This window comes from Paraburkholderia sediminicola (assembly GCF_046030555.1).
GTDB classification, from domain to species: Bacteria; Pseudomonadota; Gammaproteobacteria; order Burkholderiales; family Burkholderiaceae; genus Paraburkholderia; species Paraburkholderia sediminicola_E.
Genome location: NZ_JAQQCH010000011.1, coordinates 153,930 through 180,045 on the forward strand (window position 1 = coordinate 153,930; position 26,116 = coordinate 180,045).

General features: G+C 61.8%; 24 protein-coding genes. 12 read left to right on the forward strand and 12 right to left on the reverse strand.

Going from position 1 to position 26,116, the window contains the following annotated elements:
- Window positions 1-175: 175 nt before the first annotated feature.
- Complete coding sequence (locus PQQ52_RS17650) at window positions 176-2,056, forward strand: glycoside hydrolase family 15 protein (RefSeq protein ID WP_408213724.1); 1,881 nt, start codon at window positions 176-178, stop codon at window positions 2,054-2,056.
- Window positions 2,057-2,235: 179 nt separating this feature from the next.
- Window positions 2,236-3,513, forward strand: a complete 1,278-nt coding sequence (locus tag PQQ52_RS17655) for a polyhydroxyalkanoate depolymerase (protein WP_408213727.1) — start codon at window positions 2,236-2,238, stop codon at window positions 3,511-3,513.
- Window positions 3,514-3,609: 96 nt separating this feature from the next.
- Here the strand turns inward: PQQ52_RS17655 and PQQ52_RS17660 are convergent, their stop codons facing one another.
- Entirely contained in the window at window positions 3,610-4,242 is a 633-nt protein-coding gene (locus PQQ52_RS17660; protein WP_408213728.1) for a TetR/AcrR family transcriptional regulator, read from the reverse strand.
- Window positions 4,243-4,466: 224 nt separating this feature from the next.
- Between PQQ52_RS17660 and rsxB the strand changes: the two genes are divergently transcribed.
- The 3 genes from rsxB (at window position 4,467) to PQQ52_RS17675 (ending at window position 6,584) form a co-directional block, all read left to right on the forward strand.
- Window positions 4,467-5,297, forward strand: a complete 831-nt coding sequence (gene rsxB, locus PQQ52_RS17665; protein WP_408213730.1) for an electron transport complex subunit RsxB — start codon at window positions 4,467-4,469, stop codon at window positions 5,295-5,297.
- 20 nt (window positions 5,298-5,317) lie between these two features.
- Window positions 5,318-5,962 carry an endonuclease III gene (gene nth, locus PQQ52_RS17670; protein WP_097391796.1) on the forward strand — a complete coding sequence of 215 codons (645 nt, stop codon included), beginning with the start codon at window positions 5,318-5,320 and terminating at the stop codon, window positions 5,960-5,962.
- A 187-nt stretch (window positions 5,963-6,149) separates the two neighbouring features.
- Entirely contained in the window at window positions 6,150-6,584 is a 435-nt protein-coding gene (locus PQQ52_RS17675) for a DUF1841 family protein (protein ID WP_408213732.1), read from the forward strand.
- A 75-nt stretch (window positions 6,585-6,659) separates the two neighbouring features.
- Here PQQ52_RS17675 and PQQ52_RS17680 read toward each other — a convergent pair whose 3' ends face one another.
- Together PQQ52_RS17680 and PQQ52_RS17685 are read right to left on the reverse strand one after the other, a co-directional pair.
- Complete coding sequence (locus PQQ52_RS17680; RefSeq protein WP_408213735.1) at window positions 6,660-7,043, reverse strand: c-type cytochrome; 384 nt, start codon at window positions 7,041-7,043, stop codon at window positions 6,660-6,662.
- A gap of 59 nt (window positions 7,044-7,102) precedes the next feature.
- On the reverse strand, window positions 7,103-7,471 hold the full coding sequence (locus PQQ52_RS17685) for a c-type cytochrome (protein ID WP_408213738.1): 369 nt from the start codon (window positions 7,469-7,471) through the stop codon (window positions 7,103-7,105).
- 428 nt (window positions 7,472-7,899) lie between these two features.
- Here PQQ52_RS17685 and PQQ52_RS17690 point away from each other — a divergent pair, with 428 nt between their 5' ends.
- The 5 genes from PQQ52_RS17690 (at window position 7,900) to PQQ52_RS17710 (ending at window position 13,224) form a co-directional block, all read left to right on the forward strand.
- Window positions 7,900-8,742, forward strand: a complete 843-nt coding sequence (locus PQQ52_RS17690; RefSeq protein ID WP_370710504.1) for an AAA family ATPase — start codon at window positions 7,900-7,902, stop codon at window positions 8,740-8,742.
- 72 nt (window positions 8,743-8,814) lie between these two features.
- Complete coding sequence (locus PQQ52_RS17695) at window positions 8,815-9,990, forward strand: vWA domain-containing protein (protein WP_408213741.1); 1,176 nt, start codon at window positions 8,815-8,817, stop codon at window positions 9,988-9,990.
- Window positions 9,991-10,034: 44 nt separating this feature from the next.
- Entirely contained in the window at window positions 10,035-11,255 is a 1,221-nt protein-coding gene (locus PQQ52_RS17700) for a benzoate/H(+) symporter BenE family transporter (protein WP_408213743.1), read from the forward strand.
- A 330-nt stretch (window positions 11,256-11,585) separates the two neighbouring features.
- A complete protein-coding gene (gene tal, locus PQQ52_RS17705) occupies window positions 11,586-12,539 on the forward strand; it encodes a transaldolase (protein WP_408213746.1) in 954 nt (317 codons plus the stop codon).
- A 265-nt stretch (window positions 12,540-12,804) separates the two neighbouring features.
- On the forward strand, window positions 12,805-13,224 hold the full coding sequence (locus PQQ52_RS17710) for a VOC family protein (protein WP_408213748.1): 420 nt from the start codon (window positions 12,805-12,807) through the stop codon (window positions 13,222-13,224).
- A gap of 139 nt (window positions 13,225-13,363) precedes the next feature.
- Here the strand turns inward: PQQ52_RS17710 and PQQ52_RS17715 are convergent, their stop codons facing one another.
- From PQQ52_RS17715 to PQQ52_RS17740, 6 genes are all read right to left on the reverse strand, one after another.
- A complete protein-coding gene (locus PQQ52_RS17715) occupies window positions 13,364-14,488 on the reverse strand; it encodes an FUSC family protein (protein WP_408213751.1) in 1,125 nt (374 codons plus the stop codon).
- A 124-nt stretch (window positions 14,489-14,612) separates the two neighbouring features.
- Window positions 14,613-16,163, reverse strand: a complete 1,551-nt coding sequence (mctP, locus tag PQQ52_RS17720) for a monocarboxylate uptake permease MctP (protein ID WP_408213754.1) — start codon at window positions 16,161-16,163, stop codon at window positions 14,613-14,615.
- A complete protein-coding gene (locus tag PQQ52_RS17725; protein ID WP_408213757.1) occupies window positions 16,163-16,411 on the reverse strand; it encodes a DUF3311 domain-containing protein in 249 nt (82 codons plus the stop codon). Before PQQ52_RS17725 ends, mctP begins: the two co-directional genes overlap by 1 nt.
- A gap of 388 nt (window positions 16,412-16,799) precedes the next feature.
- Window positions 16,800-17,720 (reverse strand): class I SAM-dependent methyltransferase, encoded by a 921-nt coding sequence (locus PQQ52_RS17730; protein ID WP_408213760.1) that lies wholly within the window; start codon window positions 17,718-17,720, stop codon window positions 16,800-16,802.
- A complete protein-coding gene (locus tag PQQ52_RS17735) occupies window positions 17,717-18,190 on the reverse strand; it encodes a DNA-deoxyinosine glycosylase (protein WP_408213763.1) in 474 nt (157 codons plus the stop codon). The genes PQQ52_RS17730 and PQQ52_RS17735 overlap by 4 nt, the downstream gene beginning before the upstream one ends.
- Window positions 18,190-18,948, reverse strand: coding sequence for a chorismate--pyruvate lyase family protein (locus PQQ52_RS17740; protein ID WP_408213764.1), 759 nt, complete (start codon window positions 18,946-18,948; stop codon window positions 18,190-18,192). The genes PQQ52_RS17735 and PQQ52_RS17740 overlap by 1 nt, the downstream gene beginning before the upstream one ends.
- 246 nt (window positions 18,949-19,194) lie before the next feature.
- Between PQQ52_RS17740 and PQQ52_RS17745 the strand changes: the two genes are divergently transcribed.
- Entirely contained in the window at window positions 19,195-19,701 is a 507-nt protein-coding gene (locus PQQ52_RS17745; protein WP_408213767.1) for an OmpA family protein, read from the forward strand.
- 62 nt (window positions 19,702-19,763) lie between these two features.
- Here the strand turns inward: PQQ52_RS17745 and PQQ52_RS17750 are convergent, their stop codons facing one another.
- Both PQQ52_RS17750 and PQQ52_RS17755 read right to left on the reverse strand, forming a co-directional pair.
- Complete coding sequence (locus PQQ52_RS17750; protein WP_408213770.1) at window positions 19,764-21,587, reverse strand: tetratricopeptide repeat protein; 1,824 nt, start codon at window positions 21,585-21,587, stop codon at window positions 19,764-19,766.
- A 52-nt stretch (window positions 21,588-21,639) separates the two neighbouring features.
- Window positions 21,640-23,442: a hypothetical protein gene (locus PQQ52_RS17755; protein WP_408213773.1), complete on the reverse strand. Its 1,803-nt coding sequence runs from the start codon at window positions 23,440-23,442 to the stop codon at window positions 21,640-21,642.
- A gap of 270 nt (window positions 23,443-23,712) precedes the next feature.
- On the opposite strand from PQQ52_RS17755, the gene PQQ52_RS17760 reads away from it, so the two are divergent.
- Window positions 23,713-23,982, forward strand: coding sequence for a hypothetical protein (locus PQQ52_RS17760; protein WP_408213775.1), 270 nt, complete (start codon window positions 23,713-23,715; stop codon window positions 23,980-23,982).
- Window positions 23,983-24,139: 157 nt separating this feature from the next.
- On the opposite strand, the gene htpG is transcribed toward PQQ52_RS17760, so the two are convergent.
- On the reverse strand, window positions 24,140-26,038 hold the full coding sequence (gene htpG / locus PQQ52_RS17765; RefSeq protein WP_408213778.1) for a molecular chaperone HtpG: 1,899 nt from the start codon (window positions 26,036-26,038) through the stop codon (window positions 24,140-24,142).
- Between the last annotated feature and the right edge of the window lie 78 nt (window positions 26,039-26,116).

The following is a 26,116-nucleotide window of genomic DNA, read 5'->3' on the forward strand; positions in this document are numbered from 1 at the left end:
ATTCGGAGGGCTCAGCGCATCGGCATGAAAACCGATTGTAGGCAGTGATTTGACAATTACCAACTCGTGTTTTGCCGCATTGCGTGCTGAACCAAAGCGCATCGCACGAGTCCGGTAATAACAACGACACGACGCGCGGCGGCCTTCGCCTTGCGTAAACCTGACACGCTCCTCCATGCCCGCACTCATCGAAGACTATGCACTCATCGGCGACGGCCACACGGCCGCGCTCATCTCCCGGGACGGTTCTGTCGACTGGCTCTGCTGGCCGCGCTTCGACTCCGGGGCCTGCTTCGCCGCCCTGCTCGGCACGCCCGACAACGGCCGCTGGCTGATTTCGCCGGTCTCGGATACGCCACCCAAAATTACGCGCCGTTATCGCGGTGAGACGCTGATCCTGGAAACCGATTTCGAAACATCGGAAGGTGCGGTCACGCTGATCGATTTCATGCCGCCTGGCAACGGCTGGTCGGAGATGGTGCGGATCGTGGTCGGCAAACGCGGCACCGTGCGCATGCAGATGGAGCTGGTGCTGCGCTTCGACTACGGTTTTTCAATTCCGTGGGTCGATCGCCTGAAGCACGACAGCGGCATCAAGGCGATCGTCGGTCCGGATACCGCGGTGCTGCGCACGCCGGTCGACTTGCATGGCGAGAACATGAAAACCGTCGCGGAATTCACCGTGAGCGAAGGCGAGCGTGTGCCGTTTTCGTTGGCGTATGCGGCCTCGCATCTGCGTATTCCGCCGGGACGCGATCCGCATACGTCGCTCGCGCGCACCGAGAACCATTGGCTCGAATGGTCCGCCCGGAGCACCGTCGAAGGCAAATGGGCCGCGCAGATCCGCCGCTCGCTGATTACGCTGAAGGCACTCGCCTACGAGCCGACCGGCGGCATCGTCGCCGCGCCCACCACGTCATTGCCGGAACAACTGGGCGGCACACGCAACTGGGACTACCGCTACTGCTGGCTGCGCGACGCCACCATCACGCTGCTCGCAATGATGCGCGGCGGCTATTACGACGAAGCGCGCGCGTGGCGCACCTGGCTCGGCCGGGTCATGGCCGGCGCGCCGGACCAGTTGCAGATCATGTACGGGATCGCCGGCGAGCGGCGGCTGCCCGAGTTCGAACTTGACTGGCTGCCGGGCTATCAGGACGCTAAACCCGTGCGGATCGGCAACAACGCGGTCGGACAGCGCCAGCTCGACGTCTACGGCGAAGTGATGAACGCGCTCCATCTCGCGCGCGTCGGCGGCCTGCAGGCGGACGACACCGCGTGGAATGTGCAGCGCGCGTTGCTCGGCCACCTCGACACGATCTGGGAAGAGCCGGACGAAGGCATCTGGGAAACGCGTGGTGGCCGCCAGCACTTCACTTTCTCGAAAGTGATGGCGTGGGTCGCCTACGACCGTGCCATTCAGTCAGCCGAAAAGTTCAAGCTCGAGGGCCTACTCGATGAATGGCGCGCAACCCGCGCGAAAATCCATGCGGAAGTCTGCGCGCGGGCATGGAATCCGGCGCTCAACGCGTTCTCCCAGTGCTACGGCAGCGATCAGCTCGACGCGAGCGTGCTGCTGCTGCCGCTGGTCGGCTTCCTGCCGCCGGACGATCCGCGCGTCAAAGGCACGGTGGCGGCGATCGAAAAGGACTTGATGCACGACGGCTTCGTGATGCGCTACCGCACCACTGAATTCGACGACGGCCTGCCGCCCGGCGAAGGCACCTTCCTCGCCTGCTCGTTCTGGATGGTGGACAACCTCGCGTTGCAAGGCCGCATGGATGAAGCCATCGCCATGTACGAGCGGCTGCTCGGCCTCTGCAACGACGTCGGTCTGCTCGCGGAAGAATACGATCCGGCCGCGAAGCGCCTGGTCGGCAACTTCCCGCAGGCGTTTTCGCATGTGGCGCTGGTGCACACCGGCCTGAACCTGATGAAGCACGAACAGGAGATGGCCCAGGCGACCGGGCAGCCGCCACATAACGGCACCATGGCAGAAGAACTTGAGGCTGCGGCAACCCCCGATAGCGGCTCGGCAGCATCGCCAGTACCATGATTCAATGACAGTTTGCGCGCAGCCCGCGCGCAAATTGCTGCATTGCACAAGTACGCTTTGTTCAGTATCATCGATCAGATTGTTGGCCGAAAATCAATGCGCCCACAACCAATACGGCCTGCCGCAACGCCACACGCGTGTTTGCCAAGCCCCATGCGAACCGCTTAAACGGAGCACCCATGCTCTACCAATTGCACGAATTCCAGCGGGCGATGTTGAGCCCTCTCACCGCCTGGGCCCAGGCCGCGTCGAAATCGTTCGCGAATCCCGCCAGCCCATTGGCCTACGTGCCCGGCGCCACACGCCTTTCAGCCGGTTACGAACTGCTCTACCGGCTCGGCAAAGATTACGAAAAGCCCGAGTTCAACCTTCATCAGATTGTCAAAGACGGTCATAACATTCCGATCATCGAGCAAACGATTATCGAAAAGCCGTTTTGCCGCCTGATGCGCTTCAAGCGTTTTGCAGACGACAGCGACGCTGTTGCCCAATTGAAAGATGAGCCAATCGTGCTGGTGTGCGCGCCGTTGTCGGGCCACCACGCCACGCTACTGCGCGATACCGTACGTACGTTGCTGCAAGACCACAAGGTCTACCTGACCGACTGGATCGACGCACGCATGGTGCCGCTCGAAGAAGGCGAGTTTCATCTCGACGATTACGTCGCCTACATTCAGGAATTCATCCGCCACATCGGCGCGAAGAATCTGCATGTGATCTCGGTGTGTCAGCCCACCGTGCCGGTGCTCGCCGCCATTTCACTGATGGCGAGCCGCGGCGAAGACACGCCGCGCACCATGACGATGATGGGTGGCCCGATCGACGCGCGTAAGAGCCCGACCTCAGTCAACTCGCTGGCCACCCAGCACTCGTATGAATGGTTCGAAAACAACGTGATCTTCACGGTGCCGCCGAACTATCCGGGTGTGGGCCGTAAGGTTTACCCGGGCTTTCTGCAACACACCGGCTTCGTTGCGATGAACCCGGAGCGGCACGCGGCTTCGCACTGGGACTTCTACCAGAGCCTCCTGCGCGGCGACGAAGACGACGCGGAAGCACATCGCCGCTTCTACGACGAGTACAACGCGGTACTCGACATGGACGCGGACTACTACCTGGACACGATTCGCGTGGTGTTCCAGGAATTCAGTCTCGCCGAAGGCACGTGGGACGTCGCAGGCGAACGGGTGCGTCCGCAGGACATCAAGAAGACCGCGCTCTTCACGATCGAAGGCGAGCTGGACGATATCTCCGGCGACGGTCAGACGTTCGCGGCACATGATCTGTGCACCGGCATTCCGGAGAAGGACAGGCGTCACTTCACCGCGGAAAAATGCGGCCACTATGGCATTTTCTCGGGCCGCCGCTGGCGCACCATCATCTATCCGCAGCTGCGCGACTTCATCCTCGAGCACAACAAAGCGCCCAAGGTAGCGAAGGAAAAAGTCGAAGCCTGAGCACTGCGCGCGTAAACATAAACAACGGCCTCTTCTTCAGAGGCCGTTGTCGTTTCTGACGCTTCTTTTGCTGTTTATGCGCAGCCGCGCAGCGGCTTACTTCCGCAACAGATACGCAAGCAGCAACTCGGTGTTCATCTGGACAACTTCACTTCGTTCGCTCGCACTGCTGAAATCGCGACCGAGTGTCGCTTCGAGCGTGAAGCGGTTCGACACGATGTAATAGCCCATGCCGGACAGCGTCACGTAAAAACGCAGCGGATCGACGTTGGTGCGAAACAGCCCCGCGCGTTGGCCCCGTTCGAGAATGCCGCCGAGCGTGGCGACGATCGGCGAGATCATTTCGCGGATGCGCGTCGACTTCTGCATGTAGCGTGCCTCATGCAGATTCTCGTTGTTAATGAGACGCAGCAACTCGGGATGATCGCGGTAGTAATCCCAAACAAAATGCGCGAGACGTGTCACCGCCTCGACCGGCGCAATCCCGTTCAGTTCGAGCGCGCGTTCCGCTTCATTGAGCGCGCTGAATGCGTGCTCGAGTACCGCAGTGAAAAGCTGCTCCTTGCTACCGAAGTAGTAATAGAGCATGCGTTCATTAGTTTCCGCGCGGCGGGCGATCTGATCGACGCGCGCGCCGAACAACCCTCCATTTGCAAACTCTTCGGCCGCCGCAAGCAGAATGCGGCGCCGCGTGCCTTCAGGATCTCTTTTGATTTTCGGCTGATTCATGGTGGCATCGTCTTCGTGAGCCGCGTTATCCGGATCGCGCCGCCGGCCTCTCCTCGGGCCTTGCACCGACAGCACTGAACGGGCTGGTTGGGGGAACACCCTTATGCGGTCTTTCGAAAAAGCGCTTCGATTATGGCACATGGATTGCGGATGGCAATTGGGGAAATCGGCGATAATGTGCTATTTAGTTCAAGCTACGCGGCCGCAAGGCAAGCACTAACGTTGTGACCGTGATCGACTCCAAAACACTCGCAGACCGCATTGAGGATCTGCTGCCCCAAACGCAATGCACAAAGTGCGGCTATCCGGCGTGCCGTCCCTATGCCGAAGCCGTCGCCAGTGGCGAAGCTGACTACAACCAGTGCCCGCCGGGTGGCGTCGAAGGCATCGCACGCCTCGCCGCACTGCTCGGCAAACCGGTGATTCCGCTCAATTCCGCCAACGGCGTCGAAAGACCGCGCCCGTTGGCGGTTATCGACGAACAAGTTTGCATCGGCTGCACGCTGTGCATGCAGGCCTGTCCGGTCGATGCAATAGTTGGCGCACCGAAACAGATGCATACAGTGATTGCCGCGCTCTGTACCGGTTGCGACCTGTGTGTGCCCCCCTGCCCGGTCGATTGCATTGCCATGCCATCGGTCACGGGTGAGGCAACCGGCTGGGACGCGTGGAGCCAAAGTCAGGCCGACGCCGCGCGCGAGCGCCACAATCGGCGCGAAGCCCGTCTCGCACGCGAACGCGAAGCTGCCGAAGCGCGTGCTGCAGCGCGGCGAGCGGTCGGCAGCACGCCCGCTCAAACCGTGGAGACGAGTGCCCAGGCAACATCCGCCGCGCCCGCCGCAGACGACGCCGAAGCGAAAAAACGCGCAATCATCCAAGCCGCGCTCGAGCGTGCCCGTCAGAAGAAAGAAGAGTTGACCGCGAAGGGCCAAGGCCCGCAGAACACCGAACGCGTCAGCGCCGACGTGCAAGCGCAGATCGACGCCGCCGAAGCACGCCGCCGCCGGCTCGGACTCGCCGCGGCTAACACTGAAATTCCGCCAACGAAGCGCTAACCTTTGATCTTACGCCGCGCATGAACGCGAACAAACGCCGCGCCATCTACGAGACGCTTCAGAGTCTCAACCCGCACCCCACGACCGAGCTCGAGTACACCACACCGTTCGAACTGCTGATTGCCGTGCTGCTGTCGGCGCAGGCCACCGACGTGTCGGTGAACAAGGCGATGCGCAAGATGTTCCCCGTCGCGAACACGCCGCAGAAGGTCTTCGATCTCGGCGAAGAAGGCGTTGCCGGCTACATCAGGACGATTGGCCTGTATCGGACCAAGGCGAAGAATGTGATCGCAACCTGCCGCATTCTGCTCGACCAGTATGGCGGCGAAGTGCCGGAGGACCGTGAAGCGCTCGAAAGCTTACCAGGCGTCGGTCGTAAAACGGCGAACGTGATCCTGAACACGGCGTTCGGTCATCCGACTATCGCGGTCGATACGCACATCTTTCGGGTTGCGAATCGAACTGGGCTCGCGCCCGGCAAAGACGTACGCGCGGTCGAAGCGGCGCTGGAGAAATTCACGCCCGCCGAGTTCAAGCAGGACGCCCACCATTGGTTGATTCTGCACGGCCGCTATGTGTGCAAGGCGCGCCGGCCGGAATGCTGGCATTGCGTGATCGAGCCATTGTGCGAGTTCCGGCCGAAGACGCCGCCGCCGGATCTTTGAGCGAGAGGCGCCGCGGCGAGCGCCGCACACGGGCCACGTTTGCTTGCTACGTGGCGGCCGCGACCTCGCTGACCCGAGTCGCCTGACCCCGCCGGACTGGCCTGCATGCGCCGCCGCCAGCACTCCACCGGACCCCAGCGTAAAATACAACCCTGCACACACCCCACACTAACCGCACCGTCCCACGATGTTCAATCCCAGCCGCGACGAAGTCCGCCAATTTTTCACCGACACCTGGCGCAAGCAGCGTCAAGGCGAGATTCTGACGCCACTCGAAGCGATCGCTGCCGACTGGATCGTTGAGCATCCGGAATATCACGCCGATCTAACCAATCCGGAAGCCGCCCAGACGCAGGACTACTCGCCCGAACGCGGCCAGACCAACCCGTTCCTGCACCTGTCAATGCATCTGGCGATCACCGAACAGTTGTCGATCGACCAGCCGCCGGGCATCCGCGCGGCGCACGAACGGCTCGCAGCGCGGCTCGGCTCGACCCACGAGGCACAGCACGCGATCATGGACTGCCTCGGCGAAACCATCTGGGAAGCGCAGCGCACCGGCACCCCGCCGGACACCGACGCCTATTTGCAGCGTATCGAGCGGCGCGCCACGCGCGACTGACCCCTAAAAGCACAACACCCCGCCGAAGCGGGGTGTCGTTCAATCCGAAAACAGCGTAAAACCAGCGCGAAGCCGTTACTTCTTCTGCACCAGATCGCCGTTCAGCGATTCGACATAGGCCGCGAGGTCCTTCATGTCGCTCGGCGACAGGCTCTGCACCTGCGCCTGCATGATCGCATTGTTGCGACCGAGGTGTGGATTGCCGTTGCCCATCTGGTACTGACGCAGCGCCCAGTAGACGTAGTCGGCGTGCTGACCGGCAAGCTTCGGATATTCCGGGCTCACCGGCTTGTTCAGGTTGACGCCGTGGCAAGCCGCGCAATTGTGGCTGTCTGCCAGCACCTTGCCGTTACCAGCGTCAGCGGCGTACGCGCCGTTCGCTGCAACCAGACCGATCAGTGCCGCCGACGCGCATGCAGCCTTGAACACCGTGTGGAGTGCCTGTTGGGGCTTATTCATGAATTCTCCTATCCCGCGAATATAAATAACCGAGTGACTGGATGGATGATCGCAGCCGATCACTTGTCGGGATTGCTCTTCGAAGAGGAATTTTGCGCTGCGTAGTAGGCAGCGATGTCGGCGATGTCCTGATCCGACAGCGACGCGGTGATTGCGTGCATCGTTTCGAAGTGGCGGTCGCCCTTCTTGTAGCCATGCATGGCGTTCTCGAGGTACGCCTGATTCTGGCCGCCGAGCATGGGCACGCGGTAGACCTCAGGGTAAGCCGTGCGGTATTCAGGGATGCCGTGGCAGCCAATACACATCGCGACCTTGCCTTGACCCACCTTCGGGTTGCCGACGACATCCGCTGCCTGCGCACTGGCCGCATAGCCCGCGAGCACCGACAGCGCTGCGATCACGACGTGTTTGCCGACGAATTTATTCATAGCATGTAACCTGGCTTGAGGGGAAACGGGCGCCCAAAAAAGGCAACGACCCGCGCCGTTCTTCTTATAGGGTAGCCACGCAGGCCAAAAAAATCGGGCTAATTGTACCGCGACGCTGCGCCGAACGTCCACAGCGCGGGGCGGCAGCGCATCCGGCCGCCGCAAAGCCACGGCTAGCACCGTTTTTGCTCCGCCGCGCCTGTTCCGCATGGCTTTGTGCCGCCGGTTGCGCTTCGCCCGTCTTGCCCGCGACGCCTGGCGCGCCCGCCCACCGGGCACGCCAGGCGAGCGTACGGGCCACTCGCAGGCGCCGGATGCGCGCTCATCTCGTCGTCCGACACCGCGGGTCACACCTTACGCGAGCCCGTTTCAGCGCAACAGGCCTTCTGACTTATACTGGGTTTTTTCCCAAAAAAGAGCATCTTGCCATGCGTTTTGAAGGCTCATCGCAGTACGTCGCCACCGACGACCTCAAGCTCGCGGTCAACGCCGCAATGACGCTAAAGCGCCCGCTGCTCATCAAGGGCGAACCCGGCACCGGCAAAACCATGCTCGCCGAAGAGGTTGCCGCCGCGCTCGGCATGCCGCTGCTGCAGTGGCATATCAAGTCCACCACCAAGGCCCAGCAAGGCCTGTACGAATACGACGCAGTGTCACGCCTGCGCGACTCGCAGCTCGGCGACGAGCGCGTCAAGGACATCCGCAACTACATCGTGAAGGGCGTGTTGTGGCAGGCGTTCGAGTCGGACGAGCAAACGGTGCTTCTGATCGACGAGATCGACAAGGCCGACATCGAATTCCCGAACGACCTGCTGCGCGAACTCGACCGCATGGAGTTCTATGTGTACGAGACCCACGAGCTGATCCGCGCGAAGCAGCGCCCGCTCGTGATCATCACATCGAACAACGAGAAGGAACTACCGGACGCGTTCCTGCGCCGCTGCTTTTTCCACTACATCAAATTCCCCGAGCCGGTGACGATGCAGCAGATCGTCGAGGTGCACTACCCCGGCATCAAGAAGGAACTGCTCGCCGCGGCGATGCAGAGCTTCTTCGAATTGCGCAACGTCGCGGGTCTGAAGAAAAAACCGTCCACGTCGGAACTGCTCGACTGGCTGAAGCTGCTGCTCGCCGAGGACATTCCGCCCGAAGCGCTGCGCTCGTCCGATCAGAAGCAGATCATCCCGCCGCTGCACGGCGCGCTCCTGAAGAACGAACAGGACGTGAGCCTGTTCGAACGGCTGATCTTCATGAACCGCAATAATCGCTGAAACACTGTTGAAACGCGTTGATACCCGGCTGATGCGCGCCACGCGCCGCACCCCAGCCCCGAAGGACACAGCATGCTGATCGACTTCTTCTACTCGCTGCGCGCCGCCAGATTGCCGGTGTCGGTGAAGGAATACCTGACGCTGCTCGAAGCGCTGAAAGCCAATGTGATCGCGCCGTCGCTCGACGAGTTCTACTATCTCGCCCGCATCACGCTGGTCAAAGACGAACAGTATTTCGATAAGTTCGACCAGGCGTTCGGCGCGTATTTCAACGGCGTCGCGCAAGCCTCGGAACTCGCCTTCGACGTCCCGCTCGACTGGCTGAAGAAGAAGCTGCAACGCGATCTGTCGCCCGAAGAAAAAGCGCAGATCGAAGCGATGGGCGGTCTCGACAAGCTGATGGAGCGCCTGAAGGAACTGTTCGACGAACAGAAAGAGCGCCACGAAGGCGGCAACAAATGGATCGGCACGGGCGGCACGTCGCCGTTCGGCAACGGTGGCTATAACCCTGAGGGTGTGCGCATTGGTGGCGACGCGGCGGGCAATCGCACGGCGGTGAAGGTGTGGGAGGCGCGCGCCTATCGCGACTACGACGACCAGGTCGAAATCGGCACACGCAACATCAAGATCGCGCTGCGCCGCTTGCGCCGTTTCGCGCGCGAAGGCGCCGCCGAAGAACTCGATCTGCCGGACACGATCCGTAGCACCGCCGCGAACGCCGGCTGGCTCGACCTGAAGATGGTGCCGGAGCGGCACAACAAGGTGAAAGTGCTGATGCTGCTCGACGTCGGCGGCTCGATGGACGATCACATCAAGCGCACCGAAGAGCTCTTTTCCGCCGCCAAGGCCGAATTCAAGCATCTCGAGTTCTATTACTTCCACAACTGCGTGTACGACTTCCTGTGGAAGAACAATCGCCGCCGTCACGCCGAGCGCATGCCGACGTGGGACGTGCTGCACAAGTTCACGCCCGACTACAAGCTGATCTTCGTCGGCGATGCGACCATGAGCCCGTACGAAGTGCTGCAACCGGGCGGCTCAGTGGAATATAACAATGGCGAAGCCGGCGCGGTGTGGCTGCGCCGGCTTGCCGATCATTTCCCGCATCATGCGTGGCTGAATCCGGAGCCGGAAGGTTTGTGGGCATACCGCCAATCGGTCAGCGCGATCCGGGAAGTGCTCGGTCACCGCATGTATCCGCTCACGCTCGCCGGACTCGAAACGGCGATGCGCACGCTGAGCAAGTAATCCGATCAGGTCACGTTTTTCTCCAACTATAAGAAAGCATCTGCATGAGCCCGTCTTCATCGCCCGATTTGTCCCCTGCCGACGTACACCCCGGCCCGCTCAAACCGTTTGCCGATACGTCCTTGTCCACCCTCGTCGCCGGTTTCGTCGCGATGATGACGGGCTACACCAGTTCGCTGGTGCTGATGTTCCAGGCGGGTCAGGCCGCGCATCTCACCGACGCGCAGATTTCCTCGTGGATCTGGGCGTTGTCGATCGGCATGGCCGTCTGCACGATCGGCCTGTCGCTGCGCTTTCGCGCGCCGATCGTGATTGCCTGGTCGACGCCGGGCGCGGCGTTGCTGGTGTCTTCGCTGCCGCATGTGGCCTACCCGGAGGCGATCGGCGCGTTCATCGTCTGCGCGGTCTTGCTGACGGTGGTCGGCCTGACCGGCTGGTTCGATACGCTGATGAAGAAAATCCCGGCAGGCATCGCCTCGGCCTTGCTGGCGGGTATTCTGTTCGAGATCGGCATCGAGATTTTCCGCGCCGCGCAGTTCCAGACCGCGCTCGTGCTGGCCATGTTCTTCACCTACCTGATCGTCAAACGCTTCGCGCCGCGCTACGCGATCGTGACGACGCTGATCGTCGGCACGATCGCCGCCGGCAGCCTCGGGCTGCTCGACTTCAGCCGCTTTCACGTCGCGCTCGCCCACCCGGTGTTCACGATGCCGGCGTTTTCGGTCGCGGCGAGCATCAGCATCGGCATTCCGCTGTTCGTCGTGGCGATGGCCTCGCAAAACGTGCCGGGTATCGCCGTGCTGCGCGCGGACGGCTACACCACGCCCTCCGCGCCGCTGATTTCGACGACGGGCATCGCCTCGCTGCTGCTCGCGCCGTTCGGCTCGCACGGCATCAATCTTGCGGCGATTACGGCAGCGATCTGCACCGGCCCCGAAGCACACGAGAACCGCGACAAGCGTTACACCGCCGCGGTCTGGTGCGGCGTTTTCTATCTGATCGCCGGGGTTTTCGGCGCAACCATCGCCGCGCTGTTCGCCGCGTTGCCGAAGGCGCTGGTGGTCTCCGTCGCGGCGCTGGCGCTGTTCGGCTCGATCATGAGCGGCCTTGCCAACGCGATGCAGGATGTGAAGCAACGCGAGGCGGCGCTGGTGACGTTCATGGTGACGGCTTCGGGCCTCACCCTGCTGTCGATCGGCTCGGCGTTCTGGGGACTGGTGGCTGGCGTGCTCACGCAACTGGTGCTGAACGCCCGGCGCGCCTGAATCGTCGGCGAAAATTGGGAGGCGAAAATTCGTCGACGGCAAACCGGTGCCGGAAGTCGGGGCCAGAAGCCGGCGCCGGCAATCGACACCGGAATTTGGCCACCCAAAATCCGTTTGAACGGATCGCCCGGGCCAAGTGTCAATACTGCATCAGGCGATCCGCCATAGAATAGAAGCATCCGGCAGCGCTTTCCGTCAAAATTCCCCGGCAACATGGCGGGCAGACGCTGCAGCGTGACCCGCGGCCGCCGGAACGGTTTTGTCTGTTCCGTCCGGCAGCGATCTCATTTCTCCTGAACCACGGCGCACGCGCGCCATGAAGGCTCGAACATGACAACCGCACTCGACCAACTCAAGCAATACACCACCGTCGTGGCCGATACCGGCGACTTCCAGCAGCTTGCCCAGTACAAGCCGCAGGACGCGACCACCAATCCGTCGCTGATTCTGAAGGCCGTCCAGAAAGACGACTACAAGCCGCTGCTCGAAAAGACCGTGAAAGCGCACGCGTCGAAACCGGTCGGCGCGGTCATCGACCAGTTGCTGATCGCGTTCGGCACCGAGATCCTCAAGATCATCCCGGGTCGTGTGTCGACCGAAGTGGATGCGCGCCTGTCCTTCGACACCGAAGCATCGATCGCCAAGGGCCGTGAGCTGATCGCCCTGTACAAAGACCACGGCATCGGCCGCGAACGCGTGCTGATCAAGCTGGCCTCCACATGGGAAGGCGTCCGCGCGGCTGAAGTGCTGCAAAAGGAAGGCATCCACTGCAACATGACGCTGCTGTTTTCGCTCGCCCAGGCGGCCGCCTGCGCCGAAGCGGGCGCACAACTGATCTCGCCGTTCGTCGGCCGCATTTACGACTGGTACAAGAAGAACGCCGGCAGCGCGTGGGACGAAGCGAAAGACGGCGGCGCCAACGATCCGGGCGTCAAATCGGTGCGCCGAATTTACGCGTACTACAAGAAGTTCGGCTACAAGACCGAGGTGATGGGCGCGAGCTTCCGCACGCCGGGTCAGGTTCTGGAACTGGCCGGCTGCGATCTGCTGACCATCAGCCCGGATCTGCTGCAAAAGCTGCAGGAGAGCACCGAGAAGGTCGAGCGCAAACTGTCGCCTGAATTGGGCAAGGATGCGGACATCGAACGCGTACCGGTCGACGAATCGTCGTTCCGTTTCCTCGTCAACGACGAAGCCATGGCGACCGAAAAGCTCGCTGAAGGTATCCGCGCGTTCGCCGCGGACGCCGTCAAGCTGGAAAAGCTGATCGAAGCACTGCGTTAAAGCCCGCTGTCGTATAGCTTAAGCACACGGTCAAGCATGCGGCCCTGAGCCTTTCCGGTTCAGGGCCGCATGGCGTTTACCCAGGAAAGTTGGAAGTGCCCGGCGCCGCAGCGCCCGCCGCCCGCCGCCCGCCGCCCGCCGCCCGCCGCCAACACAATGTCACAATCGTCGCTCAAACAGACGACTACAATCGTCTGCACGCCCGCTCCTCCCTGCCATTTGCCGAAGGAACGCGGCGCCGCTAACCCTATCTCGGGAGACGATCATGTACGTTCAGCCTTACGTATTTTTCAACGGCCGCTGTGAAGAAGCGCTCAAGTATTACACCGAGAAACTCGGCGCCGAGGTGTTGCTACTGATGCGCTACAAGGACGCGCCGCCCAGCCCCGACCCGGAGAACCAGCCGCGGCCCGGTCTGGAAGAAAAGATCATGCACGCCACGATCAAGCTCGGCTCGACCAACTGGATGGCCTCCGACGGGCACTGCGACCCCCAGGCCACGTTCAGCGGCTTCAGCCTCTCGCTGACGGCTGACGACGCCGAGTCGGGCGAGAAATATTTCAACGCGCTGGCCGACGGCGGTTCGGTGACGATGCCGTGGCAAGCCACCTTCTGGAGCAAGGGCTTCGGGATGGTGGTGGACCGCTTCGGTCTCGCGTGGATGGTGACCATGCCGGACGCCTGAGCGCGTTACGCATGGCGGCTTCGGCGCTCACCTTCGCCGAAGCGGTCGCTGGAGCTGAAGCTGGAGCCGTATACCTGGTCGCTCGGCAGTTCGTAGCCACGCGGGCCGCCAACCCTGCAGTCCCGGCCGGCGTGTCGAACTAAGCCTTCAGCAAAACGCGTGAATGCCGCTCGATATTCCAGTTTGGCTCAGTCTCCAGCAGCAAAGTGCGTAGCCGGTCCACCTGTTCAGCAAGCCGCTGCCCGAGCCAATACGGCCCTTGCAAATCGGGCGGCAAGTTAAGCGCCGCGTCGCTACACGCCGGTGCGAGCGGCGACGCGGCCGGAATGCCAAAGTGCGTCGCGCGGCCAAAGCGCAGGCCGCGCGCCATCGCCAGCAGCATGCCGCGCACGGCGTGCACCTCGACACCGCACTCCCGCGCATACGCAGCGCGCGCCGCGGCATCGGCGCGCATCAGCGGGCCGGTCGCCAGCAACTCCAGTGAACTAAGCACCGAGCGATGCAGCCGCTGGATCTCGTCGAGCGTGGCCTGCGGCACATCGATCTCCTTCGCCACCGATGGCATCAGCGAGCGCAACTGAACCAGCCGCTTGTTGATCGCAAGGAAGCGTTTGACCTGTTCGTCCTCGCTGATCGTTTCGCCTTCCAGCAAACGGGTGTAGATCTGCGCGCAGGCGCGCAGATTGGCGGCGAGCCCGTAACGCCATGAGTAAGTCGCGTGCAGCGGCAATGCGAACGAAAACGCCAGCGCGATCACAATGCCGATCAGCACGTTCAGCGTACGCCATAGACCGACGTCGATCAGATTGTCGCCATGACCCGCGACGATGCACATCGTGATCGCCGTCAGCAGACCGATATACCCCGACGAACCGATCGCGAACCATGCACAGATCGCGGCGACGATTGACATCAGCACATAGGTGAGCGGCAGCGAGCCAAGCAGATTCTGCTGCAGGATCAGGAGGAGCCCGATCGACGCGCCGAGCAGCGTTCCCGCCGCCCGGTCCGCGGCCTTCTTGCGGATATTGCCGTGATGCTGCAAGCCGCCGATCACCACCAGCAGGGTCACCGACGACCAGATGCCGTGAGGAATGTTGATACCGGTGGTCGCGAGAATCGACACCAGCATCGCGACGCCGACGCGCAGGCTATGCAGCATCTTTGCGTGGCGATAGCGGTAGTACGGCGACGTGATCGTGCGCACCATGCGGCTAATGGCCGAGCGGCGGGCAATCACAGTATGGGAATCGGCGGGTGCCATGGCTGCGCGACGGACGCTCCGAAGGACGGTTCCGCTATCGTGCCCTGGAGTACCCCAGAAACACAAACGCCCGCAAACTTTTGTCTGCGGGCGTTGCTTTTTCAGGCGAGATGGAACGGCTGGCTTAGCCTTCGACCACGTCCAGATAGTCTTCCGGACGGGTACGGTCCTCAGCGCGCTGCATGCCGAACATCCGCACCAGCAGGCTGACTACCACCGACACCACCAGGTTGACGATCAGCGACCATACTGCCGCATAGCCCGGAATGGCCAGGCCAAACAGGTGGATGGTGAAGATCGAGCCCGCCAGCTTCAGCGAAATCGCCATCCACGTGCCGGTGGCGATGCCGACCGCCCAGCCGATCAGCAGGCCACGGTAGTCGAGCACACGCGTGTACAGACCCAGCACGATGGCCGGCAGCGTCTGGATGATCCAGATGCCGCCCAGCAGTTGCAGCTGGATCGCATACGTCAACGGCAGACCGAGAATGAACGCGACCGCGCCGACCTTGACGATCAGCGACACCAGCTTCGCGACGTTGGTCTCCTGCTCGTTCGTCATGTTGCGATTGACGAACTCCTTGTGGATGTTGCGCGTGTACAGGTTCGCGGCCGCAATCGACATGATCGCCGCCGGCACCAGCGCGCCGATGCCGATCGCCGCGAACGCCACGCCGACGAACCACGACGGGAAGAAGTGCAGGAACAGCGCCGGCACCGCGAAGTTCGGGCCGAACGCCTTGAAGTACGGCGCGAATTCCGGCATGTCCTTCACGCCCGACGCCAGCGCCATGAAGCCCAGCAGCGCGAGCAGGCCGAGCACCAGCGAGTAAGCCGGCAGCATCGCCATGTTGCGGCGGATCGTGTTACCCGACTTCGACGACAGCACCGCGGTAATCGAGTGCGGGTACAGGAACAGCGCGAGCGCCGAGCCGACCGCCAGCGTCGCGTACGCGCTGTAACCGTTCAGGCTCGACACGTCCGGCGCCTTCAGCAACAGCTTGGCAGGCGGCACCACGCTGAAGATATGGCCGAAGCCGCCCAGTTGCGGCGGGATCACGATGATCGCGGCAAAGATCACGATATAGATCAGCACGTCCTTGACGACCGCGATCATCGCCGGCGCGCGCAGGCCCGACGTATACGTGTACGCCGCCAGAATCGCGAACGCGATGATCAGCGGCAGATCGCCGACGAAGCCCTTGGTGTCGAAACCCAACGCGCCGATCACCACTTCGATACCGACCAGTTGCAGCGCGATGTACGGCATCGTCGCAACGATGCCGGTCACGGCGATCGCCAGTGCCAGCATGCGGCTGCCATAGCGAGCCGAGACGAAGTCGGCCGAGGTCACGTAGCCCTGACGTTTGGCGATGCTCCACAGTTTCGGGAACACGACGAACGCGAACGGATAGATCAGGATCGTGTAGGGCAGCGCGAAGAAACCCGTTGCGCCCGCACCGAACACCAGCGCCGGCACGGCGATGAACGTGTAGGCGGTGTACAGGTCGCCGCCCAGCAGGAACCACGTGACGACGGTACCGAAGCGCCGGCCGCCGAGGCCCCACTCTTCCAGGTGGGCCAGATCGCCCTTGCGCCAGTGGGCCGCGATAAAACCAAGAATAGTGACGCCGATGAAAAACAGGACGAAGACGAAAGTTGCGGTGGCGTTCATTATTTTGCGCCCCCTTGCGAGCTGCCCGATTTGCCGACTGAGCGGGTCTTGGTCTTGAAGTACACGAGCGCCGTGATGATCGCGCTGATCAGCACCCAGAGGAGCTGATACCAGTAGAAGAACGGGAAGTCGAACAACTGAGGTTCGACCTTGTTATATGACGGCACCCAGATCATTGCGATCCAGGGCAACAGCAGCAACCAGAGCCAGTGCTTGCTGGCTTTGTTCGCGTCGGCGTCGTGAGCCATGACGTCTCCTCTTCCCTATTATTGAAATGTTGGCCCCGTGTGTGGACGGGTGGTGAATGCCCCGTCGCAGGTAGGCCACGGGTACCCCGAAAGCTTCGAAAGAGTATAGGAGCCGAGAACGTCCGGTCAAGCAGGGACGACCCGAGGCGCAAATGCGCTGCTGGGGCGCGCGGGGCGGCGGTTTAGCAGAGATGAGGGGTGGCCGCGAGGCGGCTGGACGCGGGAGCTGGGCCGCCGATAGGCGACATGCGTGCTGGGTATCCGGGGACATCGAACCAGCTGTGCGATGCACCAGGGAAGCGGTGGGGAAACCGTCGCATGAGCGCAACGGGGAAGCCTGGGTCGGACCAGCCTTAAGTGACCTCAAGCGGACCGACCCATTCTCACATCAGACCGAGAACGCGCTGCCGTTCTGCCCGGTCGACTCCTGCAGCCCCTTGATCCACTTGCGCGCCGGCAAGCCAAGCTCCGCTTCGATCAGCTTCGCACGCGCTTGCAGCGTCGTGAACGGCACGTCGAGCGCGGGGCCCGAGAACGCGATCGCGATGCGGTTGCCGTCATGCACTTCCGGCAGCGCGACTACGCGACCGTCGAAGGCTTCGTTCAGACGCTTCATGTTGCGCACGAAGCTCGGATGGTCCCCGAACAGGTTCACCGTCACCACGCCCGCGTCGGTCAGACACGCGCGCACCGCACGATAGAAGCCAACGCTGTCGAGCACCGGGCCACGCGCGGTGGCATCGTAGACGTCGATCTGCAACGCGCCGATCGTGCCGTGGTTGGCGCGGTCGTTGACGAAGTCCCATGCGTCCATTTCGTGCACGGTCAGACGTGCGTCGTCGTGCGGCAGTTCGAACATCGTGCGCGCAGCCACCACGACCGCCGGATTCAGCTCGACCGCTTCGACTTTCGCGCGCTTCAGGAAACGGTATGCAAACTTGGTCAGTGCGGCGGCGCCGAGACCGAGCTGGACGACACGCTTGGGCGTTTCGATAAACAGCAGCCAGGCCATCATCTGCTGCGCGTATTCGAGTTCGATGTGGTCTGGCTTGCGCAGACGCATCGCACCTTGCACCCATTCCGTGCCGAAGTGCAGGAAGCGCACGCCGCCCTCTTCCGAGAACGTGACCGGTGCGAAACGCGGCTTGCGCGGCGCTTCGATTTGCGGCGCGTCGTGCAAGTCGTCGTCCAGCGCGCGCTTTTTGTTGCGCACTACTTTGTTCTTGTTCAGCGTGCTGTCGCCCGCGTCAGCGTTTTTGTTGCGGAAAGCACGGGCTTCAGCCGAGGCGCGTTTGATCAATTTCGTCATGTAAGGATGTCGCGCCAGAGACGCAATTTTTGGTCGAACGTGAGCATAGCATTCGCCGGACTCGACGAAGGCAATACGAGGGTGACGTAGCCGGCTTCGCCGATCACCGGCGCAAAGCGACCCGCCGTCTTGCCGTTGAAGCAGACTTTGGCAAGCTTCGGCGCGTGGGCGCGGAGCGTTGCGAAATCGTTGGGGTTGGCGTTGCGGATCGCGGCGTCGAGACTGCCCTCGCGCTCGCACGCGGCGAGCACGTCCCACACGCCGATGCCGTGCGATAGCAAACGCCTTAGCCGCTCTTCATAGGCGAGTTCGGGAAGCGGTTCGTCGAGCACAGTGCCGAGCAAACGCCAGAACTGATTGCGCGGATGCGCATAATACTGCGTCGCCGCGAGCGAGGCTTCGCCGGGGAAGCTGCCGAGGATCAGCGTATGCGTATCCGCCGCGACGACGGGAGGAAAGCCGCGCAGCATCAGCGTTTCACCTTGTTGTCCGATGCCGGCGTTTGCCCGGGTTCTCGCCTGTCTCCCTCGCGTTCGGCAAGGTGTTCCTGCTCCGCACGCGGCGTACCATGTGCGCGCGACGCCGTATGCTCGAGCGGCCGGCCGTGTTCCCGCATATGAGTGCGCTGCGGCGCGTGCGCGATTGCCGGATGCGCAGACGGTGGGCGCGCCGAAGACGCCAGATGCGTCCACAGCGCGGGCAGCATGCACTCGGTGACCATCAGCGGCTCACCGTGACGCTCGAACACCGAGCGGCGTGCGACCAGCGCATGCGGTGGCATGCCGTCGATTTCACGCACCGCCAGCCGGTACAACGGATGACGCGCCGTCAGTCTGCGACTCACCAGCGACGAACGCGCGACGCTGCTATCGCTGTACAGCAACTCGGCCAGCGGTCGCGTGCGCAACCGGCGCGTGGCCTGCCATACGCCGACGCTTGCGGCCAGCGGCGCGATGCTGTGCGCCGCGACAAACGGCACGCCGTCCACCGATAGCACCACTTCCCGCACCCACGTAGGCGCGCGCGGCACGAGACCAAGCGCGGCGTGCTCGTCGGCCCACGGCAGCGCGACGGCTTCGCGCGTCACGCGCACCACGACAACGCCCAGCGTGCGCAGATGCGCGGTCAGCGATCCGCCGCGGGTCAACCAGTCTTTCTGGGCGGCGCTGAAGCCGGATAAGGGCGCGACGCGCCAGTGGGCGTCGGCGGCATCGAAACGGATAGGCATGGTGTCGGATTATAACGGCGGCGCCGTCAGACGCTTGCCAGCCCCTCATCCCTCCCTCCGTCAGGAAGTTCTGCTACTAACCACGTGGATGCGGGGCCGCCTTAGTCACATGACCGATTTCAGATAGATCCGATTCTCCTCTGCCTATAACGCGCGATACAACCTTCGTGCTTAACGAAGTCGGCGGTCCGCCCGCGATTGAAGGGCGTGCCATGTGATCGGATATTGAAAGGAGAAAGAAGAAACATGAGAATGTTCCTGGGCGCAACTGCTTGCACGATGTCTGTCCTGCTAATGGCTGGTTGCACAGCCCCGCTGAACCGCGATACTGAAACATCGTTAAACAAGGCGGTCGGTATCGAGGTGACGCCGGTCGCCAACGGCGTTTCAGTCAAACTGCCCGAATCCGCGTTGTTCGAATTCGGCAAATCTGAAGTGCGCGGCGACGCGGTCGCGGTGATCAACCGCTCCGCTGTTCTCCTCAACCGCAGCAAGAAGCCCGTGCTGGTGGAGGGATACACGGACAACGTCGGCACGCTCGACTATAACCAGCAGCTTTCGGAAGCACGCGCCACTGCAGTAGGCTACGCGCTAGTGGCGCGTGGCGTAGCGTTGAACCGGATTCGCACGAAGGGCTATGCGTACAACAATCCGGTGGCAACCAACGACACGCCCGAAGGGCGCACGCTGAACCGCCGCACCGAGATCGTCGTGCGTGGTGAGACGATGGATACGTTGATGGGACGAAAGTAGATGCTGGCCGCTGCAGATCATTCGTAGATGAGAAATCGGGGGCGTTTTCGGCGCGCCCCGATTCAGGCAGCCACGTATTCCTGTAGTGCATTTGCCACGTCATCCATCACCGTTTCCCATCGACCAAGCTCCCTCTGCCTGAACAACCGCGCAGACGGATACCACGGGCTATCGTCACGCTCGACCATCCACCGCCAATCGGTGCAAGTGGGCAACAGGACCCAGACCGGTGTGGCGCACGCTCCGGCCAGGTGCGCGACCGCCGTGTCGACGGTAATCACCAGATCGAGCGTCTGGACAATCGCCAGCGTATCGGAAAAACTGTTGATTTCCGGCCCCAGCATGTGCAGATCGATATCCGTGGACAACGCTGCCGCTTCAATTTGCGCGCCACCCTTTTGCAGCGAAAACCACGTCGTACCAAGCTGCTCCAGGACTCCCCGCCAACTGCTCAACTGAATCGACCGATAGCGGTCAAGCCCATAATCCGGATTGCCCGCCCAGACAATCCCGACGCGTTTTCTGGACTTGCCGCGCACATCCACTGGATCAATCTCGTCGAGGCGGGCTTGCCAGCGCCGAACCTTCGCTGGCTCCGCTGCCAGATACGGCATCGCGACAGGTAGCATCGACAAGTCCAGCTTCATATACTCCGGCATCCTGAGCATCCGGCACCAGTAGTCGTATGGGCCCCGCGGCGCAGATACCCATGCTGCATGCACTCCCGCGGCATTACGCGCCAATTCGCCTAGCGGAACCTCGACCCACACGTCGACGATCGCGCCCTGCCGATGCAACCAGTCAGCCATACGCAGGAACTGGAGCTGATCACCAAGCCCTTGCTCACCGATAAGCAGGAAGCGACGTCCCGCCAACGGCTCTCCTTTCCATTCGGGAAAATCGGGACGAACAAGATCGTGGTTTTCCGGCAGCGCTTCATGCCATCGATATTGCTTCCAGCCCTGCTCGAAGTCGCCGAAACGCAGTTGCGTTGCCGCGAGATTGAACTGGATCCCGGCGTGATCGGGCATCAGCCTCGCAGCCTCGATAGTATGCCGTTGCATGGAAGAAAATTCCCCGAGCATATTGAACGCGTACGACGCGTTGTGATGCAAGCCGGCATTCCGGGGATCGATGGCGAGCCCTTGAACTGCCACACTAATGCCATCTCTGAAGCGATGCGTGCCATTCAATGCAAAGGCCAATTGTTCCAGCGCCGCGACATCGGTTGCGAAGCGGGTGCAAAGCTCCGCAAGCATAGTATCGATTTGTGCGTCGTGTCCGGCTTTCGACATGGCAGTGATTAACTCGACTGCGTCGGACATTTGTGTCGAGTCGAGTGCCCATGCGTGCAGCCAATAATCCGCGGCGTGGGCGAACTGTCCCAATTCCGTGCTGACTCTCGCCAGGGCGCGTACGGCATGACACAATCCCGGATCGAGTTCGAGCGCCCTGACGTAGTGAGTCCGTGCCTCAGCAAGACGACCGGACAGCTTCAGACAATCGGCCAGGTTTCGATGCAGGCTCGCGGTGCTGCCAGCGAGAGTAAGCGCGCGATGATAAAACGCCTCAGCGGCCATCTGGTCACCCTGCATCGCGGCAAGCAGGCCTCGATGCTCCCAGATGTCCGCGCGCTCAGGAGCGGCGGTCAGCGCCTGATCCAGGTAATGTCGGGCACGTTCGGGTTGATCCACGCGAAAGCAGGCTAGCCCCATCCGATGAAGCGCGTGGGCATTTCGCGGTTGTTGGTCCAACAGCCGCTGGTACTCGAGCATCGCTTCGTGTATTTGCCCCGCTGCGAAAGAGGCATCGGCCTGTGCGGACAGCGTGTCAAAGTTTTGCATGTCGACTGACAGATGACCAGATAAGCGGTTTGGGTGGTGCATTGATATTGATGTCGATTACTTACGTTCGAAAGGACGTTCTTTCCAACTGGATCTACGCACGACAAAGTGCCATCGCCTTCAGGCGGTCCACCACGCGCTCAATCACCGGCGTCCACACACCCGGGCCTGGCTGTCTGAACAACTCGAGGGAGTCATACCAGGGTTGCGCCTCCTCATTGCCCCATGACCAGTGCGACACATGATCCAGCATTGCCAGCACCGGGCGCCCCAATGCGCCGGCTAAATGCAAAGGCGCGCTGTCGATGGTCAACAGTGCGTCGAGCGCTGTAAGGTGCGCGGCAACGTCGTCGAAACCGGATTCGTAATATCCAGTCAGGTCATGAATGCGATAGCCATGCGCCATCAAAGCCGCCACGTCCGCACTGCGGCCTGGCGTCAGCGGATGGAACACAACCCCAGGTAGCGCCAGCACCGGATCCAGCGCCGCAAGTGGAATCGATCGTTTCGCGTCGCGCCGATGCGTCGGACTGCCGGACCACACGAGCCCGATATGCAGCGCTGCGTTCTCCGCACATGCGCTCACCCGCTCGCGCCAGATCGCCACATTGGCGTCATCCGCGTACAGATACGGTGCACCGCTCACCTGATCGGGCAATAGTTCCAGCTTATGCGGCATGGTCATCATCGGTAAAACGAAGTCGGCCTTGCAGCCAATACCGTCTTCGATCGCTACACAGTCGGCGTAAAACCGTCTCAACAAACCCAGCAACGGACGACGCACCGCCAGAACCAATCGGCCACCTTCATCGCGCACCCGCGCCGCCAGCGCCGGGACGAATCGAACCATGTGGATGTCATCGCCATTGCCCTGTTCGCTGTGCACCACCAGCGTCTTGCCGGCAAGCGGCTCACCTTGCCAGCGTGGTCCCAACATGCCCATAACGGTCACGACGTTATTCGGCTCGCGGTCGTCACGCGCAAGCCGCGCCTCGAAGCGCGGCCATGCGGTCGACCAGGCACCGCGTCGCAATTCGAGGTCGGCCAGATCGACGGCCGCTTGTGCTGCTGAAGGATCGATGACAAGCGCGGCATGCAGCGCCGCTTCGCTGTCGTCAAAGCGTGCCTGCTCGGCGAGATACATGCCGATTGCAGCCAGCACCGCTGCATTACCCGGTGCGGCGAGATCGACAGCACGCATGGTGGCCTCCGCCGCAGCGGCGTCGTCGCACTGCCATTGCGCGTGGCTCAGTTGCCAGGCCATCTCGGCATCAACCGGATTGCGCGCGAGCATCTCGCGACACACGCGTTCGACCGTGGACCAATCGCGTATCTCCCGAAACGCCAGCGTGAGTTGCAATGGCAACGCGGGATGAATCGCCGGATCGAGTGCGTAGGCTCGCAACAATGCGGCGCGACGCTCAGTTCGCACGGCCGCGTCCGGAAGCGCTGCTAGCGAAATCGCCAGCCACCACGGCGCGAGCGCGTCGTGCGGCGCGTGCCGCTCATAGGCACGCAACATGTACACCGCCGCTGAATGGGCACCGCAGTGGTCGATCAACCAGGCGATCCATTCGACCGTCGCAGCCAAGGGCCGCGCAGTTACCGCCAACTCGCTGCTGCGCTGCGCAACCTCGGCGCGGCCGAGTGCGTCGGCGAAGAGTGCCACCCGTGCGTGACGCTCACCGTTCCCTGTCACCTGCGCTTGCGATGCACTGTGATACGCCGCTTCAAAACGCCCCGCGCTCGCGCACAGGTCGGCGTGCAATTGCGGCGTGATGCCCTCGGCAATGAGTTCGAGAACGCGTCGCTCGGCGGCGTCGAAGCCTTGCTCACGCAAAATCGACCACAGCAGATACACAGGATCAGTGGGTTTCACCAAAGTGGGATCGGACATAGGAATATAGAAAGGTTGTCGCACGCAGGAACGCGCAATCGCAGAAATAAGACTCGGCGCATAAAGGGCTTAAAGATTGCCAATAATCCTTTACTCATCCGAATTTCGATCACGCGAGCATAAGACAAATGCGTGCTTTCACATCCCATAAATCAATCTCAATTTAGTTTTGTTGAATAGGTTTGATTAGTTAACCATAATTATTTTTCGGTCGACCTATAGCGGCGCTCTAGATCGTCCGGATCAACAACAAACGAATAGGAGTAACGGTTGAATACTACGAACTCGAAAGAAACTTCCGACCGCATCGCACATCTGGCTGCGGTCGTTTTGCGGCGCCCGGGCGCCTTGTATCAGGAAAAGGAACTCGCCGGTTCTGCGCTCGCGCAGCACCACACGTCTAAACAGACCAGCACGGCGATCGGCAGTCTCGCCGCGAAAGTACTGGCCGATCATCATTCCTGCATCGAAGCAAAGGAACTGGCCGGCTCCGTGCTTTCGCAAGTGCGTCATTTGCACGGGCAAGCGTCCGCGCACTAGAACCTATCCGCGGCTCATCCGGGTCCCTGCGCAAAACCTTCGCCGCGCAGTCGGGCGATAAGACGCAGGGCAAAAAAAATGCGCTGCCGAAGCAGCGCATTTTTCAATCACAAGCGTCGAAGCGACGCCGTTCAAGTCTCAACTCAAACCCGAAAACTCAACCCGCGCGCGCCAGCAACAACGCGTTGGTACGCTTCACGAAGCTAGCCGGATCTTCCAGCGCGCCACCTTCAGCGAGCAGCGCCTGGTCGAACAGCAGATGGCACCAGTCGTCGAAATTCGCACCGTCTGCGTGCAAGCCCTTCACCAGCGCGTGCTCCGGATTCACTTCGAGAATCGGATGGAACGATGGCGCGTCCTGACCCGCGGCCTTCAGCATACGCTGCAGATAGCCACTCATTTCGCCATCATCCGCCACGAGGCAGGACGGCGAATCGGTCAGGCGGAACGTCAAGCGCACATCTTTGGCCTTGTCCTTCAGCGCTTCTTTCATCTTGTCGACGAGCGGCTTGAACTCTTCGCCGACCTTCTCCTGCGCCTGCTTTTCCTCGTCGTTCAGGGCACCCAGATCGAGATCGCCGCGCGCGACGCTTTGCAGCGGCTTGCCGTCGAATTCGTTCAGGAACGACAGCATCCATTCATCGACGCGATCGGTCAGCAGCAGCACTTCCACGCCCTTCTTGCGGAACACTTCGAGATGCGGGCTGTGGGTCGCTGCCTGCCAGGTGTCGGCGGTCACGTAGTAGATCTTCGTTTGCTCAGGCTTCATCCGTGCGACGTAGTCGGCGAGCGACACGGTCTGCTCCGGTGATTCCGTATGCGTCGACGCAAAGCGCACCAGCTTCGCGATACGTTCGCGATTGGCGAAGTCTTCGCCGATGCCTTCCTTCAGCACCTGACCGAATTCCTTCCAGAAGCCGGCGTACTTTTCCTTATCGGCGTCGTTCTCCGAGTTCGCCAATTCTTCGAGCATCGACAGCGAACGCTTGGTCACGCCTTCGCGGATCGCCTTCACGTCGCGGCTTTCCTGGAGAATTTCGCGCGACACGTTCAACGGTAAATCAGCCGAGTCGACCACACCCTTCACGAACCGCAGATACGCCGGCAGCAGTTGTTCAGCGTCGTCCATGATGAACACGCGCTTCACGTACAACTTGAGGCCGCCTCGATGATCGCGGTTGAACATGTCGAACGGTGCGTGCGCCGGCACGTACAGCAGTTGCGTGTATTCGCTGCGGCCTTCGACACGGTTATGCGTCCACGTCAGCGGATCCTGATGATCGTGCGAGAGGTGCTGGTAAAACTGCTTGTACTGTTCTTCGGTGATGTCGTTCTTCGAACGGGTCCACAGCGCGCTCGCCTGGTTGACGGTCTCGTCCTCGTCCTTCGTGACCATCTCGCTCTTTTCGGCGTCCCACTCTTCCTTCGCCATCAGGATCGGCAGCGCGACGTGGTCCGAGTACTTCTGGATGATCGACTTCAGACGATGCGACGACAGCAGTTCGTCTTCATCGGCACGCAGATGCAGCGTAATAGTCGTGCCGCGCGCGGCGCGTTCGATCTGCTCCACCGCGAAGTCGCCCTCGCCCGCGCTTTCCCAGCGCACGCCTTCCGAGGCCGGCAAACCGGCGCGGCGCGTTTCGACCGTGATCTTGTCCGCGACGATAAAGCCCGAGTAGAAGCCCACGCCGAACTGCCCGATCAGCGCTGCATCTTTCTGCTGGTCGCCGGAGAGCTTGCCGAAAAATTCCTTGGTGCCCGAGCGTGCGATCGTGCCGAGGTTGGCGATCGCTTCGTCACGGCTCATGCCGATGCCGTTGTCGTCGAGCGTGATGGTGCGCGCGGCCTTGTCGTACGACACACGAATCCGCAGATTCGAATCGTTTTCGTACAACGCGCTGTTTTCGATCGCTTCGAAGCGCAGCTTGTCGGCCGCGTCGGACGCGTTCGAAATCAGCTCGCGCAGGAAGATTTCCTTGTTGCTGTACAGCGAATGGATCATCAGGTGCAGAAGTTGTTTAACTTCTGCCTGAAAGCTCATGGTTTCTTGTGCCATGGTCGGACTTCCTCTCTGTTACGAATGGGGGTTCAAATCAGGCATGGCGCCGGGCTGCGCCGCGGGCCACTTTGGCCG